The sequence below is a fragment of the bacterium genome (assembly GCA_026414725.1).
Taxonomy (GTDB): Bacteria; Ratteibacteria; UBA8468; order B48-G9; family JAFGKM01; genus JAAYXZ01.
The window spans coordinates 32,244-49,530 of record JAOAIL010000010.1; the positions used below are offsets into that span (position 1 = coordinate 32,244).

At 35.1% G+C, this 17,287-nt stretch carries 15 protein-coding genes; 8 read left to right on the forward strand and 7 right to left on the reverse strand.

What is annotated here, in order from left to right; all coding sequences use genetic code 11:
• The first annotated feature begins 71 nt into the window (after positions 1 to 71).
• Genes N3D17_04915 through N3D17_04950 form a run of 8 tightly spaced genes read left to right on the forward strand, consistent with a single transcriptional unit; the run spans position 72 to position 5,994 of the window.
• Positions 72 to 713 (forward strand): corrinoid protein, encoded by a 642-nt coding sequence (locus N3D17_04915; protein ID MCX8082717.1) that lies wholly within the window; start codon positions 72 to 74, stop codon positions 711 to 713.
• A complete protein-coding gene (gene plsY / locus N3D17_04920; protein ID MCX8082718.1) occupies positions 714 to 1,310 on the forward strand; it encodes a glycerol-3-phosphate 1-O-acyltransferase PlsY in 597 nt (198 codons plus the stop codon). It abuts the gene before it with no gap.
• Positions 1,295 to 2,284, forward strand: a complete 990-nt coding sequence (locus N3D17_04925) for an NAD(P)-dependent glycerol-3-phosphate dehydrogenase (GenBank protein MCX8082719.1) — start codon at positions 1,295 to 1,297, stop codon at positions 2,282 to 2,284. Before plsY ends, N3D17_04925 begins: the two co-directional genes overlap by 16 nt.
• Positions 2,284 to 2,601: a MerR family transcriptional regulator gene (locus tag N3D17_04930; GenBank protein ID MCX8082720.1), complete on the forward strand. Its 318-nt coding sequence runs from the start codon at positions 2,284 to 2,286 to the stop codon at positions 2,599 to 2,601. Before N3D17_04925 ends, N3D17_04930 begins: the two co-directional genes overlap by 1 nt.
• A complete protein-coding gene (gene purN, locus N3D17_04935; GenBank protein MCX8082721.1) occupies positions 2,589 to 3,200 on the forward strand; it encodes a phosphoribosylglycinamide formyltransferase in 612 nt (203 codons plus the stop codon). The genes N3D17_04930 and purN overlap by 13 nt, the downstream gene beginning before the upstream one ends.
• Before the next feature lie 9 nt (positions 3,201 to 3,209).
• A complete protein-coding gene (locus N3D17_04940) occupies positions 3,210 to 3,677 on the forward strand; it encodes an N-acetyltransferase (protein MCX8082722.1) in 468 nt (155 codons plus the stop codon).
• Entirely contained in the window at positions 3,674 to 4,786 is a 1,113-nt protein-coding gene (locus N3D17_04945) for a hypothetical protein (protein MCX8082723.1), read from the forward strand. The genes N3D17_04940 and N3D17_04945 overlap by 4 nt, the downstream gene beginning before the upstream one ends.
• Positions 4,787 to 4,800: 14 nt before the next feature.
• A complete protein-coding gene (locus N3D17_04950) occupies positions 4,801 to 5,994 on the forward strand; it encodes an argininosuccinate synthase (protein ID MCX8082724.1) in 1,194 nt (397 codons plus the stop codon).
• 4 nt (positions 5,995 to 5,998) lie between these two features.
• Here N3D17_04950 and N3D17_04955 read toward each other — a convergent pair whose 3' ends face one another.
• The 7 genes from N3D17_04955 to N3D17_04985 form a co-directional block, all read right to left on the reverse strand.
• A complete protein-coding gene (locus N3D17_04955) occupies positions 5,999 to 7,873 on the reverse strand; it encodes a hypothetical protein (GenBank protein MCX8082725.1) in 1,875 nt (624 codons plus the stop codon).
• Positions 7,874 to 7,887: 14 nt separating this feature from the next.
• Positions 7,888 to 9,654: a hypothetical protein gene (locus tag N3D17_04960; GenBank protein MCX8082726.1), complete on the reverse strand. Its 1,767-nt coding sequence runs from the start codon at positions 9,652 to 9,654 to the stop codon at positions 7,888 to 7,890.
• A gap of 1 nt (position 9,655) precedes the next feature.
• Positions 9,656 to 10,798 carry a DegT/DnrJ/EryC1/StrS family aminotransferase gene (locus N3D17_04965; protein ID MCX8082727.1) on the reverse strand — a complete coding sequence of 381 codons (1,143 nt, stop codon included), beginning with the start codon at positions 10,796 to 10,798 and terminating at the stop codon, positions 9,656 to 9,658.
• Between the two features lie 59 nt (positions 10,799 to 10,857).
• Positions 10,858 to 11,934, reverse strand: a complete 1,077-nt coding sequence (locus tag N3D17_04970) for a Gfo/Idh/MocA family oxidoreductase (GenBank protein MCX8082728.1) — start codon at positions 11,932 to 11,934, stop codon at positions 10,858 to 10,860.
• Between the two features lie 20 nt (positions 11,935 to 11,954).
• Positions 11,955 to 14,108, reverse strand: a complete 2,154-nt coding sequence (locus N3D17_04975) for an alpha-L-fucosidase (protein MCX8082729.1) — start codon at positions 14,106 to 14,108, stop codon at positions 11,955 to 11,957.
• A 25-nt stretch (positions 14,109 to 14,133) separates the two neighbouring features.
• The gene (locus N3D17_04980) at positions 14,134 to 16,473 is read right to left on the reverse strand and encodes a right-handed parallel beta-helix repeat-containing protein (GenBank protein MCX8082730.1); all 2,340 of its coding nucleotides are present in this window, start codon (positions 16,471 to 16,473) and stop codon (positions 14,134 to 14,136) included.
• 169 nt (positions 16,474 to 16,642) lie between these two features.
• Positions 16,643 to 17,287 (reverse strand): DUF1559 domain-containing protein (locus tag N3D17_04985; GenBank protein MCX8082731.1); only part of this gene is annotated, 645 nt, incomplete at its 5' end.

The window sequence follows — 17,287 nt, forward strand, 5'->3', positions numbered from 1 at the left end:
TTTTATACAAGGAATTTTTCTTGACATTAAAAATAAATTATATATAATTGTAAAATGCAAGGAGGGGAACAATGGCAGAGGAAATTCTTACTGGAATTAAGGAAAGTGTTATATCTGGAAATGCAGGGAAGACAAAAGAACTGGTAGATAAAGCGGTAAAAGAGAATATTGACGTTGCAAGAATCTTGAATGAGGGTCTTATTGCCGGAATGAATGTTGTAGGTGTAAAATTCAAAAATAACGAGTTCTATGTTCCAGAGGTCTTGATTGCTGCGAGGGCAATGCATGCAGGTATGGGAATAATAGAACCTCTTATCGCTAAAGCAGGAATAAAACCTCTTGCAAAGGTTGCCATTGGAACAGTAAAGGGGGACCTCCACGACATAGGGAAGAATTTAGTAATTATGATGTGGAAAGGCGCTGGCTTTGAAGTAGAAGACCTCGGTATAGATGTACCTCCTGAAAAATTTGTTGAGGCAGCCCAAAAAGGAGCAAAGGTTTTAGGATTATCTGCACTCTTAACAACTACTATGGTAGCAATGAAAGATGTTATTGAAGCCCTTAAGTCAGCAGGTATTAGACAACAGGTAAAAGTTGTTATAGGTGGAGCACCAATAACCCAAAGTTATGCTGATGAAATAGGTGCTGATGGATATGCTCCTGATGCAGCAAGCGCAGTGGACAAAGTAAAAGAACTTTTAAGTATCCAATAAGTGATAATTATTCTATCTATAATATTGGCTTATCTGATAGGAAGTATCCCGGTGGGATACATCCTATGTCGTTTTATCAAAAAAATAGATATAAGAAAATATGGAAGTGGTAATATCGGTGCTACCAATGTATACAGGATTGCAGGTGGTAAATTAGCAAGTGTAGTACTGGTACTTGATATACTTAAAGGATTTTTACCTGTTTTTATAGCAAAATATTTTCTATCTACCCCTTATGTAATTTTTACAGGGATTACTTCAATTATAGGCCATAACTATTCTGTATTCTTAAAAGGGAAAGGAGGAAAAGGGGTCTCCACTGGATTTGGTGTAATTATAGGACTGTTCCCTATCCCTGCTTTATTTACTTTTTTTGTATGGATTGCTGTCGTCATATCTACCAGATATGTTTCTTTAGGTGCTATCAGTGCTTCTCTGTGCCTACCATTTTTTATCTCCACCTTTCAGAAAGATAAAATTCTTACCATTACAGGAATTATAATCTCTCTTCTTATTATTTATGCCCACAGGACTAATATAAAACGTCTATTAAATAAAAAAGAAAACAGGATATTACTTCCATGGAAGAAAAGATAGGAATACTGGGAGCAGGTGGCTGGGGAATTACACTAACACGTCTGCTTGAAAAAAAAGGATACAGAGTAATTTTATGGGAACCAGTAGAGAAAACACTTTCTGTTTTGCAAAAAGAGAGAGAAAGTCGTGAATATTTTCCAAATTTTAAAATCCCAGTAAATGTTGATATCACAGGGACTATAGAAAAAGTCGTTTTATATTCTGATGTTATTATAATAGTAGTACGTTCTACCTTTCTAAGGAATACATTGAGACAGTTGAAAAAATTTTATAGGAACCAGCCCATACTTATAGGGACAAAAGGACTTGAGGTATCTACAGGAAACAGTATGTCAGATATTTTAATATCAGAACTTGGAGAAAATATCCCGTTTGGAGTTCTATCAGGCCCAACTATTGCGAAGGAGATAGCAAAAGGGAGGCCATCAGCTGCTGTTGTAGCAACACAGAAAGAAAAGTTAGGTCTTCTTTTTCAAAAAATACTTGGATGTGAAACCTTAAGGATATACACAAGTAATGATGTAAAAGGTGTAGAGTTAGGTGGTGCATTTAAAAATGTTATTGCTATTGGAGCAGGAATAATTGATGGACTTGACCTTGGAATAAACACAAAGTCCGCATACCTTACACGTGGACTCAATGAGATGATTAAAATTGGTTGTAAACTCGGTGGTAAAGAAAAGACATTTAGAGGGCTCTCAGGGATAGGAGACCTAATTACAACTTCTTTCAGTCCTTATAGTAGAAATAGGTCATTTGGAGAGGCAATAATCAGGATAGGAAAGGAACCATATCTTAAAGAAACCAAGATGGTAATAGAAGGAATTTTTGCAACAAAGGCATTTTATAGATTGAGTAGAAAAATGGATATAGAATTGCCAATTACTGAATCAATATATAGAATTATATATAAAGACATAAGACCAGAAATAGAAATTAAAAGATTGATGACAAGAAAACCAAAAGAAGAATAATGAAAAGAGAGAAATTTTATTATATTGGGGAAGTAAGTAAAATCACTGAACTTCCCACTCATATAATAAGATTCTGGGAAAAAGAACTTTCTTTTATAAAACCATTGAGGGACCAGAAAGGGCATAGAATATATACGGAAGAAGATATTGAAAAAATTAACAGAATAAAATTTTTGGTCTATAATGAAGGATATAAGATAAAAGGGGTGAAAAAGAAATTAAGAGATATTAATGATAAAGAAGCAAAAAAAGATATGAAAAAATTCTGTGAAGATATCTTGCGAGATATAAAGGAGATTAAAAAATGTTTACAATAGGACTTCTCGCATCAGGAAAAGGAAGCAATATCCAGGCGATAATAGATAACATAAAGACAGATAATCTTCCTGTATATCCAGCAATCATATTGAGCGATAATCCAGATGCAGGCGCACTTGAAATAGCAAAAAGGGAAGGGATAAAACATTACTGTATACCTGAAAAAAAATATAGAACTATTCTTTCGCCTGATGTGGAAAAATCTTATGTAAAGATATTAAAGGAATATAAGGTAGACCTTATCTGTCTGGCTGGCTTTATGCGGGTAATAAAAGAAACGTTTTTAAAAAACTTTGCTGGCAAAATTATAAATATACATCCATCACTTCTACCTGCATTTCCTGGACTTGAAGCATGGAAACAAGCAATTGACTATGGAGTAAAATTTACTGGCTGTACCACCCACTTTGTTGAAGCAGGAGTTGACACAGGACCAATAATCCTTCAAGCAGTGGTTCCTGTATTAAAAGATGATACCTCAGAAACATTGCATAAAAGAATTCAGGAAAAGGAGCATATTATATATCCACTAACAATAAAACTTATAGCAGAAGGAAAAGTGAGCATATCTGGAAGAAAAGTATATATTAATAGTTAAGGGACATAAATGGAAAAAGTCATTATAAGAAAAGCAAAAATGGGTGATGTAAATTATATAAGACGACTCATAAACACTTTTGCAGCAGAAGGGAAAATGCTTCCTATATCTCTTAATATGCTTTACGAACGGTTAAGAAACTTCTGGGTTGTAGAGGTAGATGGAAAAGTTATTGGCTGTGCTGCCCTGAAAATCGTCTGGAAGGACCTCGGAGAAATAAGGTCTATCGCTATATCTAAAAAACATCAGGGAAAGGGTTATGGCAAGATACTTGTAAAGAAACTACTGGAAGAAGCAGAATTACTGGAAATAAAAAAGGTTTTTACACTTACATATGTCCCTGAATTTTTTGAAAAATTAGGATTTGATAGGATTATAAAATCAAAACTACCACATAAGGTATGGAGTGATTGCATCAACTGTCCCAAATTCCCACGGTGTGATGAAACAGCACTACAGATGATTCTAAAAAAATGAAAAAAATATACCTTATCTTTCTTTTTATTGTTATGCTTCCACCATTTCTTATGGAAGCAAAAATTGTTATGGGAGAATATGTTTCTATGGAAGAACCCTCAGAGGAAGAGGTATTTTTCATAGGAGATGAGATTAAAGTAAACTCCATTCTTAAAAATGAATTTATAGGTATCGGTAGAAATATAAGTGTTTTTACTGATACGAAAGGGGATTGTATTGCCATCGGCTATAATGTGAATTTTTCCGGTAATGCGGAAAAAGACATCTATATAATAGGCGGGAATATAACATTGGAAGGAGATTTCAAGGGAAGCATTACCGTTTTAGGAAAAAACGTCAAAATAAAAGGAAATACAAAAGGCAATGTTCGTGTGAGTGCAGAAAATATAGGCATAGAAGGAGAGATAAAAGAAAAAACAATACTATGGGGCAAGAATATTACTCTATCTGGTGTTTTCAATAACCTTTCTATCTATGGTACATACTTCCATTTCGCTCCAGACACAGTTATAAAAGGGGACCTCACATACAGCACACCTGAAAAAGTTGACCTTTCAGGTATCACTGTGTATGGAACAACTGAATGGAAAAAACCTATAAATGAACAGATGAAGGAGAAATTACCGCTAAAAACAATGCGACGCTTTTACGGGTTTTTCTCTCTTCTTATTCCTGTATTGTGTACACTTTTATTTTTCCCTAATCTATTCAGACAGACCGTTGACATATCAGGAAGAAGATTTATCCCTTCATTCTTTGCAGGGTTATTTATGATAATAACAACAACCGTATTTATACTGATATCGTTTATTACAATAATTGGTGTACCGTTAGGTCTCATCACTACTGTATTTTTCAGTTCATTTATTTATATATCAAGGGCCTTTCCAGCAATATTTGTAGGAAGAAAGATCCTTTTTAAGATGCAGGATAGGACTCACACATGGATACTTGCTACATTTATAGGGATATTTCTCTTTACATCCATATCATTACACCCAACTGCAAAAATTTTGATAAATCTCATATCTATCCCTGCTGGATGTGGAGCACTCTTTGCAGGACGATTAAAACTGATGAAACGACTAAGAGATGAAAAGATACTGTAAAGGAGGAGAAAAATATGAAGATAGTACTTGCATATTCAGGTGGACTTGATACTTCAGTAGCAATAAGGTGGTTAAAAGAAAAATATAAAGCAGAAATTATATGCTACACTTCCAATATCGGACAGACAGAAGATGTAAAAAAATTGAGAGAAAAGGCGCTAAAAACAGGTGCGAAAAAATTATATTTTGATGACCTGAGAGAAAAATTTGTGAATGAGTATATCCTGCCAACATTGAAAGCAGGTGCTATGTATCAGGATAAATATCCCCTGGCAACAGCACTTTCCAGACCACTTATTGTGGAAGGGATGGTAAAGATAGCACAAAAAGAAAAGGCAGATGCGGTTGCACATGGATGTACAGGAAAAGGAAATGACCAAGTAAGGTTTGAACTCACAACAAGATATTTAGCACCGGAACTGAAAGTCATTGCACCTGTTAGGGAATGGGAGTTTAAATCAAGAGAAGAAGAGATAGGATATGCTAAAAAATATAATATCCCTGTACCTGTAACAAAAGCAAAACCGTACAGTATTGACTGGAATCTGTGGGGGGTATCTGTTGAGTGTGGTATACTTGAAAATCCTTGGAATGAACCCCCAGAGGATGCATACCAGATTACTATCTCACCTGAAAAAGCCCCTGCAAAACCGGAATACATCACAATTGGATTTGAAAAAGGGATACCTTTATCACTGAACGGTAAAAAAATGGAAACAATAAAAATCATTGAGAAACTTACAGAGATAGGTGGAAAAACTGGGATTGGAAGGATTGATATGGTGGAAGACCGTCTTGTAGGAATAAAATCAAGAGAAATATATGAAGCGCCTGCTGCAGTTATACTCCACACTGCACACAACGAACTGGAAAAGCTTGTCTTCTCAAGAGACCTTTTTGAATTCAAGAAGATTGTTTCTCAGAGGTACTCACAACTTGTATATTTTGGTCAGTGGTTCTCTCATATAAAAGAGTGTCTGGACGCATTTGTAGAAGAAAGCCAGAAGTTTGTCACAGGAGAGGTACGGTTAAAACTCTATAAAGGAAACTGTATCATTGCAGGTAGAAAGTCCCCTTACTCATTGTATAGTGAAGTACTTGCGACTTATACAGAAAAGGATATATTTGACCACACTGCTGCAAAGGGTTTCCTCGAGATATTCGGTCTCCCTTCAAAACTTGAAGGTATTCGAGAGAAAAATAATTAGTAGTTTAAGACCCAAGTATAGGATGAGTAGCAGGAATAACACCTGTTAAAAAATCTATAAGCATCCACATACCTGCAGTGAAAAATGTACCCAATAACATCCCGAGGAAAAAAGGTTGCATATTTTTATATGTTCTCTGTCCTCCGTATTTTAATATCATAAATTTAAACAACCATCCAAGAAAAATAGAAAACCATGTGAATATCACAGGAACAGTTGATGCAATCGTCAGTCCTATTGGATGGACAGGAAAAGCAGGGAATTTAATTCTCATAAACCAGAACAGAAAGAAAGAACAAACTCCTATAAAGAAAGCAAAAAATTGATATTTCCCAAATCCATACGGATGTAGTACATATTCCTTTACCCATGACATAGTATATGGAACATAACTAGTAAACTGGAATCCTCCAAGATTTATTGCCCCATATCTGTAAGCAGTATTAATAACAGACCAGGCAGAGCCAATAAGCCCCAGCACCACAGCAATAACTCCTGCAATTATAATTTTACGAATATTTATCTTAAAAACATGTCCAAGTTTTATAAAACCTGCTATAGAAGTCATTACCATCGTACGTAAATCACATGCCCAGGGAGAAGTAAATCCCAGTGTGGTGATACCGTGAGGACCTATAGTTTTACTTCCAAAAATGTTAAGAGTCATCCCAGCTGGAACAGCTCCACTCCTTGCATAAGGAGTACCCGCCTGACAGACAACTCTGGTAATACCTATAAAAGTTAAAAAAGCAAGACAGGTAAAAACAATGCTGTATTGGAACTTAAGTCCAGCGTAAGTAAGCCAGATAACTACTATAAAAAAACATATTATGCCTGTAAAAATCAATGGATAATTACTCTTATCTTTGAAAGTTTTACTCCAGAAAAACCGTTCCTGCCACAACATCAGAACAATCATAGCTAACATTGCCCCCATAGTGATATAACCAGAAAATAATCCTCCACCCATTACCCATGGTTCTGGAGAAGAAAAAGAGATTCCCATAATATTACATAAACCTCCAGTCATAAATAGAATTAAATAGAAAAGCCATAGTCCCAGAGAAACATCCAGAGGGACAAAAAACATCAGTGCTATAACTTCAAAATATATACCTATATAAAGCTCTGTCGTTTTTCTAAACAGGAAGAAAATTCTTCTGAGTTGTAAAGAAGGAATTACAGGGAAATAGATATGTAAACAATCTATACTTAATATTAGAAGAGGGATTAAAACACCTGCCAAAAAGTTCTTATTCCTGAAAATTTCAGGGAAGTTACCCTCTCTATCCGAAAGTTTCTCAGGCATAATGGTCAAAGGATACATCAATCTTTCTTCTTCTATCCATCTTTTTCTTATCAAAACCATAATGAGCACAGATAATAAATAAACTGTCATTATCAGAATAAACCATAAAAGTAATGGAAATAACCATTTATCCCATGGTATTGAAGTACCCGGTGGAAGTCCTTCAAAAAACCACTGAATAGCATTTCCATCTGATACAGTTATTTCCTTCCTGACAAAAGGCATAACTGAATTTTCCCATGTTTGGTCAGCATAATAGTATATGCCGGGAAGAAGAGGTATCAGATTGAGTGTAAAACCCCATGTGGGTATTGCACAGCCAACCAGCATCATACCATAGATAATTATGAGTTCACCGGCAGAAAGGGCAAATCGTTTATTGAAACGGCTTATAACTCCATTAATCAATATGATAATGAAAAAATAGAAGAAAGATGCTCCTGCACTATAATCCGAAGTTAAAGAGGCACCTTTAGAAACTGTAACTCTAATAGGGTCAACTATAGCAATAATCAGTGTAAAAATCGCTCCTACAACAATTGCTCTGGTAAATCTTATATCATTATCCATATAACTCCCTTCCATTAAGGATTCTGAAGAACAACCTCAATTGTATTTTCTCCTTTAGGTACACTTATAAAAATCCAGAATTGTGAAAATAATTTCTTGATCCTAAATGGAAAATTTATTTTATTCACCTTCCTGTTATGTAAAGGAATCTTCACAATAATTGCTACATCAGAATATGTATTAAAAACAATTTTATTTTTCTCTATCTCTATATCATCTATTCTGGCTTTTGCACGAGCCAACCACCATTCTGTTAACCTGTCAGGAGTAGAATGAATAATTTTCAATTCCTTTTCCTTTCCAACCTCTTTAATTTTTTTTATTATCTCCCTGCAAGAAGAAACCCTTGCTATATAAACAGGGTGATAAAAAAAATTCATTGTTAAATTATAATAAGTGGCTATATTTATACATTTTTCCAGTACAGGAAAATCAACCTCATATTTATAACTCCAGTCCATATCTTCCCATCCACTTGAGTTAGCGGTATCAATATATTTATAACCACATTCATATGCTATAATAGGCAGATCAAGAAAATCCAATTTTTGATTTTCATATTTATAATCTGTCCAGTAAAAAAATGGAAAAGAGGTTCCAAAAGAAAATCCCAATCTATTTATAGGATTTATAGGCGGTACAGTAACCTGTATTTTACCATTAAAGGATTTTATACCCCTCTGTCCCATCCATAAAGCAGGTTCATATAATCCTGTCCATCTTAACCAGTGCGTATTACAGCAAACGGGGATTTTCTTAAATTCATCAATAAAAAGTTTTACTTGCTTTGCTACATCTGACTCGCTAAACCCAGAGGGATGGGAAAAGTTATCCATAAAATTTAAATGTAAGGAAATTTCTGTCCCATTCTCTTCAAGAATCTCTTTTTCTTTTTTATTAACTGCAAATTTATAATTTTCATCTGGCATTATATTAATATGGTATGGAAGTCCCATCTCTTTCATAAATTCACTTGCCGGTATATTAATACCGGGTGTTGCTTCATCATCTCCTCCATAATAAAAAAGTGCATCCGGGATATCTCCATCTTTCATAGAAGGCAAATAATGAATCAAAGGAATAGAGGAAACGGAGACCATATTTTGAAGCAGGAAAAGAAACTCATCTGTATATAGAATTTCCGGCTCATACCCGTTTATTAATATTCCATCTGCATTTCTCAAATACCCATCGCCATCATAGTCCTGTTCAACCGGTCTTCCTTGATTGAGAATCCAGAAGGTCTTTGTCAAATCAAAACCAAAATAAAAAAACCATCCCTTTCCAGCCCTTCTACATGTTATTACAGGATATCCATTACACTGAGCCAGAACCTCTGAATTTAATGTCTGCAACAGCCGTATATTACCAGAAACAAGAAGAGGTTTATCTTTATGTATCGGAGAATGGATATTCTCTGTAAAGAAATGCTTATTTAAAAATATCTCTCCTGTAATTGAAAAAACTCCTTTATCAGAAATACTCTTTACAAACTCATTCCCAAAGATACTATCCCTATCTAAACATACTCCTATAAGAATACCCCCGGATTCTACCCACTTTTCAATCTCTCTCCAAGGTAGTTCCTTTTCAGTTTGTCCAATAAACAGGACTGCATATTCTTTTATACCTCTTATCAAATCTTTTGTATGTATCCTTTCAGCAATAAGTCCAATATGGTTTAATATTTCCTCAATGTATATCCACCAGTAATTTTCACCTTTTTTATTTCTTTCTTTCCATTCATCTAAGTCCACAACATAACCTGCTTTAACCTTCATCTCACTTTCCTTCTAGTTTTCTTATCGCATTATAAATTTTTTCTGCTCTTCTTTTTGCTTCTTCTTCTGATATAACTGTATCTCCCAAAACTATCCTCGGAATAATCCTTTCTGCAACTGGACACAAACCGTCTGGATATTCAATTTTCTCTCTGTAATTTGCACAATGAAAAGCATGGGCTAATCTCTCTTTTATTACAGGATGTTTATAAGCAGGCATCTGTGTATAACCAACACTCAATCCTGTCTCCTCCTCTTTCAAAAACTTTTTAAATTCTTCCAGTTCCAAGCCATATTTATCTCCTTCAAATGTTACAGCCCATAAATGATATGTGGAGATAGCATCCGGATGTTTTTGCTGTATCAGCCATTTACATTCTGAAACTGCATTGTTATAGTATTCAGCAATTTTCTGAAGACCTTTTATGAACAAATTTAATCTTTCCAGTTGTGCTATTCCAACCACTGATGTAAGTTCATTCATCCTATAGTTATAATGAAGCCCGTGTGCTACAGAAAAGAAAGTAGGTGCACCTGCATTTAAATTAAGTTTTTTGGAAAGTTCCTCATTATCTGTAATTGCCATTCCCCCATCTCCGAGAGACATCTGTTTACTTCCCTGAAAACTGAATGAACCTATATCTCCCCAGGTTCCTGCATACTTACCTTTATAGGTTGCCAGAATTGCATGTGCACAATCTTCTATAACTAAAAGTTTATATTTACGGGCAATCTCTACAATTTTATCTATTTCAGCAGGTAATCCCCATGCATGAGTTACTATCACTGCTTTTGTTCTTTCAGTTATCGCTGATTCTAATTTTTCCGGGTCCATATTGTGGGTGTACGGTTTTATATCTACAAATTTAGGTATTGCATTGTTATACAAAACTGCCTGGGCGCCGAAGACAAAAGCAGAATCACATATAACCTCACTCCCAGCACCTGCACCAGCACAGATAACTGAAGAGTGTAAAACACTCATTGCAGAATTCATAGCAACACCATATTTTACACCCATCATCTGTGCAAATTTCTCTTCAAATATATGGGTATATTTTCCATCTAGCGAACATAATCTTTTTGAATCCAGTACTTCCTTTAAGAGTTCCAGTTCCCTTTCCCCATAAATCCTTTCTGCCATTATTCCTCCTCTTTTTTTCATTCTGAGTTAGTTTAACTCAGTTGATACTGTTTTCTATTTTACTTTTCATTCCAGGGGTATTTGATAGCAATCATTTTTCCACCTGCTTTAGCGGACTCTAATGCATATACTCCAGGTAAAGACATTTTGAGTGCCTTTTTCACATCAATCGGTGAAGGGAGATTTTTAACGATTGCCTTAATAAAATCTTTTACCATTAGATAGTCCGCTCCTCCATGACCTTCACTGATAAGGTCAATATTAGAAGTTGGTAATTCCATCAATCCATCCATACCCCTGATTTGAGTGGTTGAAAAAATTGTCTTCTGTAGATGAGAGGATACTCTGTCAGGCAGTGGAGAAGATCTTTCAAAATATCCTTTAGTACCATAATACACATAACGGTGGAAACATGCAGGATGATTGTTAATGAAACTACATAATATTTTTACTACTATATCTGATTTCGTCCTGAAAACCGCTACCATTGCATCATGTTGATATCTTTTCTTATTGATATGACTCCCTGTATCCATACAGGCAACTGCAATTAGTTCTTCCTCTATCCATTCAATAATAGGACCGAGAGAATGGGTAATATAAAGAATCGGAGGCAAAGTTTCTCTCCATGGTGTCTGACTGAAAAGATACCTTATATCGTGGATGTATTCTGCTTCAAGATAGACAGGGTCTCCTAATAGTCCTTTTTCTTTTAATTCCTTACATGTCTTTATAAAATCCCAATAATTCACATTCTCTCCAAACATATATATCGCTTTACTCTTCTGTGCTACCTTCCATAGTTGTTCTCCTTCTTTTATAGAAACTACTGCAGGACAATCAGAAAGCACATGTATATTTTTTTCCAGTGCTGCTATGGAATAGGACGCATGATAGGCAGGAGGTGTTTCTATCAAAACAGCATCTATATTACCTGAACTAATCATTTTATAATAGTCAGTATAAAAAGAAACTTCAGGATGGTCTTTTTTAACATGGTCTTGAATTTTAGGATTGCTATCACAAACTGCTCTCAATTCCACTTCTGGAAATTTTTTTAAAATATTGCATAAACCCCATCCCCGTCCATAACCCACAACACCTACTCTAATTTTTCCTATATTAGTATCTCTCATATCATATTTTCATAGTCCACTTATACTTTTATCGTGAAAACAACCCTCTCTTTCAGCCCATTTATAATTACTTCTCTACCATTATTCACTATAAAATCCCCTTCACCTAACACTTTTTTTATTTCACGAACCTTTGGTATATTTACAAGAATCTCTAAATTAACAGGTATAATCTCTGTTCTCATCTCTTCTTTGCTTGCAGGTCTACCCTGAGGAGATAACTCATTTACAAGATGAACCACATATCTATTTTCTTTTTTCTGTTTCCATAAAGAGAAAAAAACACTCGCTGGTGCTTTTACTTCTACAGGTAATGGACTGGCTATTTTAAAAATAAGTGAATATAAAAGTTTCTTTAAATTAGGTATTCCTTTATGTAAAACCTCACCTACATCAAAGTTTAAATAATAAATCTCCCCTTTTCCCCATTTTCTTTTCCCTATACCTACAGTTTCTTCCATTTTACTTTCAGGATGCTCTTTATATCCAAAAGGGAGGATAACTTCCCATTCTTCACTGTAATTTACCTCAAGTGCCTCTGCCGGAATATGTAAGTTTTTATCTAAATAACCGGGAATTTCATATTCTATCCAGCCACCTCCATCTTCTAAGAGAGAAAAGTCCAGATTAAAATTATCAATATCTTCTTCAGTTAGAAGAAGATATTGATTGTATTCAGGAGGGATATTAACCTGAAGGTTTCCCTTCTTATCTACCAGATAGGGTTTCTCTGTTTTTATCTGTTTTCTGAAAAACAAGCCAGCATTATGCCATAGCAGTTCCTTACCAATGCTTTTCCCATAGATACCAAATAGACCTGTTTTGTATGTTGCAAGTATCTTACCACCTTTCTCAACATATTTTTTGATATTTTCCCATCCTTTTTCATTCAGTGCAGCAACGTTCGGTAAAATCAACAACTTAAAGCCATCTAAATCCCCTTTTTCAATCTGTCCATCCCCTATAAACTGAAAAGGTAGATGTGCTTCAACAAAAAATTTAAACAATCCATGCATCTGAGTAAAAAAGGGATTATAATTTTCCTTATGATAAGCAGAAATAAAATCATCAGTAGGAATATCTTTATAATATGAATCCCTCGTTATATCCGAATAAACAATCCCTATACATCTTTCCTGTTCACTCTCATAGAGATATGGTTCTGTTTTTTTAATTTCTTCCATTATTCTTCTTATAGAAACATCGCATCCCTGAATACAGGGTACTCCACCACTAGCAAGAATAGTATTTATTTCAGTTATCACTTCTGCTTCCAAAGAGCCAGGGACTATGTATGTATAACAATGGGATCTTTTGCCTTCCTGTAACATTCTCGTTACATAAACACTGTAAGAAGTAAATGTGATAAGTGACCAGTTTTTTTGGGAAGAATACCTTATAGATGATGGCAGATATGTTTCTGTCCCTACTCTATCCAGATATTTTGCAGGGAGATAACTCTGTCCAAACCATGTGCTGAACCAGGCATAAGGACAGTTATATATGATTTCTATTTTAGGGTCAATTGAATGTATCGCATCACTTATCATCTCTGCAAAGTACTCTACCTGTCTGTACTTCCATCTCATATACTCATACCACTTCTTGTTATTCCAATCAGGCTTTTCAGGGATATCATATCCCATTTCCTTTTTAAATTTTTTCCTGCATGCTTCACAATAACAACCTTTGTCTCCTATTAACAAACCATCTATATAAAAACCGTCAGGTCTGTAATTTTCAGTAATTTCCTTCAACTCTCTACATATAAACTCTCCAAAACCAGTATTCCAGCATCCCCATGTCTTCCAGTGTGCTGTTTCAACCTTCGTTCCATCAGCCCTTCTCTGCTGCCATTCAGGATGTTTTTTCCACCATATCTCAAATGCTAAAGGCGCCACATACCCAACAAATTTCAACCCAAGATTTCTACATATATCAACACATTCTCTCACAAGGTCACGGTCTCCTAAAACAGGGTCTTTCACAAATACTTTTGTTTCATGGAGAGAATAACTCTGGGTTCTTACATCTACAACCACAACTTCTGCACCTATACTCTTAGCAAACTTTATAAATTTTTCTGGATTAAAATTTTTAAGTCGCATAGGATATGTCAAGTTTCTGAAAATCTGCCTGTATTTATCTTTTAAGTATGTGTTCTCTCCTTCCATAACTACACAATCCTCCTATCTTTTCTTATTTAATTCTGATTAACTGAGAATTACTGTCATATCCTTTCTGCTTTATATCATCAAATGTTTCAGCCCCTCCCCAGTTAAATTTAACAGGTGATTGTTCTCTTTCTATGAAGCAATTTTCTACAGAGATATTATTGGAATCCTTAAACGGCAGGACATTAGAAGAATGCCACTGGACAATAGCATAACCTTTATTATCTATAAGAATGTTTTTCCTTATTGTATTGTTATATACAAGATAATAATTTTCTTCAATTCTGTTGTTTGGACTATTGGTAGATACACATCTATCTCCATCAACAAATATAATACCATGAGCATTTTTAAACAGGATATTATTCTCTACAATACAACCAGCGGAGTTCTGGATAAGGATACCTCCACCGAGCCATATGTCTTCACCAGAGGGGAAATAAGAAGTATCATTAAATGCACAGAAATTATCTTTTATTATACCTGCATAACTTATTTCATACATTATCCCTGCATGAGCGTTATTGTTCATTATTACATTGTTAATAATAACAACATCTCTACTTCTATCATCAAACCATATACCGGGACCCTGATTTTCTAATACTTTACATCCTGATATTATATATTCACTTACAAGACAGAACTTCATTCCTCCACTACCGAGCACAGGATTAATATATTTCCAGTTGTTATAACTACTCTCACACTCTATAATTTTATTTCCATAAGTTCCCCAGAAAGCAAAAAATCCCAACCATCCATTATGAATGGACTTACATTTCCTTATGATATTATTATTCCCTCTAAGCATAATGCCAACACCAGCATTAAATATTGATGTGCAGTCCTCAACAAGCCAATTATTTCCTGATACAGTAATCCCACCTAAGGAAAGATGTCCTTCTCCATATGGTGGGTTGGCAAAATGTGTAAAGGTTAATCCTTTCAATACCACATCATCTCCACCTCCCTCAAAAGGAGTCCATTTTGTCCCAACCTCTATCATATGTTCATCAGGAGTTCTACTATCTGCCAGCCGAACATATATCCTTTTTGCACTTCTATCCCAGTAAAAAACATTTATTCTATCTCCCATTTCTTCCAGTGTTTCACATCTTTCAAGCATCTTTTCATCACAAAATACAATATCAGGAGTATTAGGATTTTTATTGCGAACATTGGATGCCAGAGGAACTTCAACTCCTGAAAAAGAAAACTCTAATCCTACACCATCTGCAAAATAATAATTCCCTTTCCTATCATACTGCCATCCTTTTACTATTTTTGACCCTTTGATTATTACCTCTTCCCCTTTCTTTGCAAAAATCTGTATACCTGTTTTTAAAGGTATAACCTCTCTGTACACACCTCCTGCTATCACTATTCTATCTCCTGAAGATGCTTTCTCTGCTGCCATTCTAATACTATTAAAAGGATGTTCCTCTGTTCCATCTCCTCCTGCTTCACTCTTCCAGTCAACATACAATATCTTACCGGTACTGTCAGGTATTAATTTTACTCTTGCTTTTTCCAATTCTTTCTCCCAGAACCAGTTTTTAGATAGATAGATACTGTATTTGTTTGTTTCAAAAAAACTTTTTGCTCCATCTCTCATAGTATAATCACGCCAGCATCTTGATACTCTTAACTCATCCATAATACCATCCACCAGCCAGCCAATTTTATCCGGCTCTTCACCACCAATAATAAATTTTGCTTCTTTTAAATCCATATTTAATGTTAACCCTGTCCAGTATCCTATCTGTTCTCCATTACAAAAAATCTTAACCTCATCCTTTCCCTCTCCATTCCCAAACTTCCATGAAAAACCAAGATGATACCATTCTTCAGGGGTCAAAAATACCTGAGGTATATCAAAACTAACAATTTTTCCTTCTTTATCTCCTACAACTAATCGTAATGCCTCTATCTGATAAAGAAATTGTATCCTGTTCTTCCACCAGTCCTGAGGAGTAAGATGGGAATATATAGTAAAGAAAACATGGGTGCTTTTTACCCATTTTTCTCCAGTTGGTCTAAACCAGAATTCTACTGTTCCGGACCGTAACTCCTTATTATTCCCTGATGAGTATACTAAAGGATAATAACCAGTAGAAGAAAAGATAAGCCCTGCCCCCCAATCAGTTTCCTTATAATCCACACCTGACATATGTTTATTTAAAAGTTCCTGTCCTGTTTCCACTTTATATTTCATATCTCCTGCATTGTCCCAGTGGGCAAGAAATACTGTATCTTTATCAAGTATAGGTGCAGTTAACCATGTAGTATCTCCACTATTGTTTCCAAATAATCCTGTCACAGCCAGTAGAAATACCCCAACCCAAAATAAAGATCTCTCCATCTTTTTTACCCCCTTTTTATCTGTCAGAATAGCAATCAGTAAACTGTAGAGCAAAGATTTATATCATCTCTACTTGTTATATATAATAAATAGGGTAACAAACAGGGGTATTCTTCCATACATCTCATTATAGAACCTGTAAACTCAAGAACACCCTTTCTTTTATTTCTTACGGATTTTCCCAGAAGTCAGATGTTTTTAACTGTCCATACTTAGCCATCCCTGTATGTCCATCAAAATACACAAAGTTGGCAAGTCCATTATGCCGATACTCTATTACTGATTCTCCGTTTGGATTACCATCAGCTATACTCTTTTCATTATCAACAAAGAAATTAAACCACATAGCATCAATGGCATAAATGAGTTGACTGGGTTTTTTAATCCTGCTGTATTTCTTAAAAGGTATACCATCAACCGCTGCTCTTCCTACAAAAGAACCACACACCGCATAAGCAACTCTTCCAGCCCAGTTACCATTTTTATACAAACCCCAGTAATAGTTAGAACTCGGACAGTTAAAAACACCTCCTCTTTTACCATGATAGGGCTTCTCATTTGGTCCCAGATATGGATATAACTTCATATGCCAGTTTTCATTCCATCCACCAGTAAGTATATCCTCTACAGACCTCGGGATAAATTCATTGTAGTCAGATATATACATATGAAGTGCAAGCCCTATCTGTTTTAAGTTATTTATACAGACCGACTGTCTCGCCCTTTCCCTTGCCTGAGAAAGTGCAGGTAGGAACATTGCGGCTAAAATCGCAATAATTGCTACCACAACCAGCAACTCTATTAAGGTAAAACC

Excerpts from the sequence above, each read along its gene's own strand:
- N3D17_04915 (MCX8082717.1), top strand. The coding sequence starts at position 72 with ATGGCAGAGGAAATTCTTACTGGAATTAAGGAAAGTGTTATATCTGGA.
- N3D17_04925 (MCX8082719.1), top strand. The coding sequence starts at position 1,295 with ATGGAAGAAAAGATAGGAATACTGGGAGCAGGTGGCTGGGGAATTACA.
- N3D17_04930 (MCX8082720.1), top strand. The coding sequence starts at position 2,284 with ATGAAAAGAGAGAAATTTTATTATATTGGGGAAGTAAGTAAAATCACT.
- purN (MCX8082721.1), top strand. The coding sequence starts at position 2,589 with ATGTTTACAATAGGACTTCTCGCATCAGGAAAAGGAAGCAATATCCAG.
- N3D17_04940 (MCX8082722.1), top strand. The coding sequence starts at position 3,210 with ATGGAAAAAGTCATTATAAGAAAAGCAAAAATGGGTGATGTAAATTAT.
- N3D17_04945 (MCX8082723.1), top strand. The coding sequence starts at position 3,674 with ATGAAAAAAATATACCTTATCTTTCTTTTTATTGTTATGCTTCCACCA.
- N3D17_04950 (MCX8082724.1), top strand. The coding sequence starts at position 4,801 with ATGAAGATAGTACTTGCATATTCAGGTGGACTTGATACTTCAGTAGCA.
- N3D17_04955 (MCX8082725.1), bottom strand. The coding sequence starts at position 7,873 with ATGGATAATGATATAAGATTTACCAGAGCAATTGTTGTAGGAGCGATT.
- N3D17_04960 (MCX8082726.1), bottom strand. The coding sequence starts at position 9,654 with ATGAAGGTTAAAGCAGGTTATGTTGTGGACTTAGATGAATGGAAAGAA.
- N3D17_04965 (MCX8082727.1), bottom strand. The coding sequence starts at position 10,798 with ATGGCAGAAAGGATTTATGGGGAAAGGGAACTGGAACTCTTAAAGGAA.
- N3D17_04970 (MCX8082728.1), bottom strand. The coding sequence starts at position 11,934 with ATGAGAGATACTAATATAGGAAAAATTAGAGTAGGTGTTGTGGGTTAT.
- N3D17_04975 (MCX8082729.1), bottom strand. The coding sequence starts at position 14,108 with ATGGAAGGAGAGAACACATACTTAAAAGATAAATACAGGCAGATTTTC.
- N3D17_04980 (MCX8082730.1), bottom strand. The coding sequence starts at position 16,473 with ATGGAGAGATCTTTATTTTGGGTTGGGGTATTTCTACTGGCTGTGACA.